Below are 1,139 nucleotides of genomic sequence, written 5' to 3'. Positions count from 1 at the left end.
GGGGGTACTTGCGGATTCCGGCTTCCGAACCGGTCAGCAGCCCGAATGGGGGGCGGAGACTTTCGACCGTGGCGGTAGAGCCACTCGTGGACGACCGGCCGAGACGTCACTCTCCGTGATGCATACCTGAGTCTGAGAGGAACTCATCACGCAGAGGTAGGGCAGATGGTTCATGAGGCCGATGCGGGGTTGCCGTCGCGGATGTGACCTTCGGAGCATGACCGTTGCTGTACGGAGATCGAGGACGTCATGGCTCATGCGATGGCAGTGGCAGCCGCGCTTGGCACGCTGGTTAGCAGTGTTATGGGGAGTGGTCTATTCCTGCTTCGGCCTGACGTGTGCGCTGAGCGGGATCCCGCTGTTCCACCACGGTGGCAACCCGGGACCGCCCTCGCTGGGATGGGCAGCCGTGGCGGTGGGAGTGTCAGCGGTGCTGTCCTGCGGGGCGATACTGCGGTACGGGCTGTCGGCGGCACTTCGCGGGCTGCTCTGGCTGCTCTGTGTGCTGGCCGGGATCTCCGCCTTCGGCCTGTTGATGGACGTGATCACGTTGATGTTCGGTCAGGGGGTGGACAGTTGGGCGGCGGCGGCGAACCACGCACTGGCCGCGGCGGGAATGCTGCTGCTCGCGGCTACCGCCCGGTCCGGGCACCGTCTGGCCGGTGGTGCCCGGGTGCGGGAACCGTCGGCTGCGTCCGGGCGGGTTCAGCTCGCGGCCTGGGTCGGGACGGCGGCCTTCCTGCCCTACGCCGGGATGAAGCTGATCTGGGCGTCCGGCGGTACTTTCGCGGGGATATCCGGCGCGGAGATGCGGGCGGTCTCCCGGCGTAATGGAGCCTCGGACATCTGGCTCACCCTGGAGTCCTGGGGGCTGGACGCCACCATGTTGCTGGCCGTGCTCGGCGTCTTCCTGCTCTGGGGGCTGGTCCGTCCCTGGGGGCAGGTCTTCCCCCGCTGGACGTTGCCCCTGCACGGTCGCCGCGTCCCGCGCTGGCTTCCGCTGGCCCCGGCCCTGCTCGGCGCCGCCACCCTCGCTCCGTACGGCGTGTTCGGGATCGGCTACTCGGCCCTGGCCACAGCGGGCGTGGTCACAATGCGCCAAGGCGACTTCCACTCCTCGGGCGACGCACTCCTGGTCG

At 68.7% G+C, this 1,139-nt stretch carries 1 protein-coding gene; it reads left to right on the top strand.

Going from position 1 to position 1,139, the window contains the following annotated elements; all coding sequences use genetic code 11:
* Positions 1–310: 310 nt before the first annotated feature.
* Positions 311–1,139: hypothetical protein (locus ACGFU7_RS48250; protein ID WP_393705188.1), on the top strand; the 829-nt coding region annotated here is incomplete at its 3' end.

Origin of the sequence: Streptomyces sp. NPDC048473 (genome assembly GCF_043200155.1) — a bacterium.
In the GTDB taxonomy this organism is placed as follows: domain Bacteria; phylum Actinomycetota; class Actinomycetes; order Streptomycetales; family Streptomycetaceae; genus Streptomyces.
The sequence above is the reverse complement of the archived record's forward strand: the minus strand, read 5'-3'. Positions and strand labels throughout refer to the sequence as shown.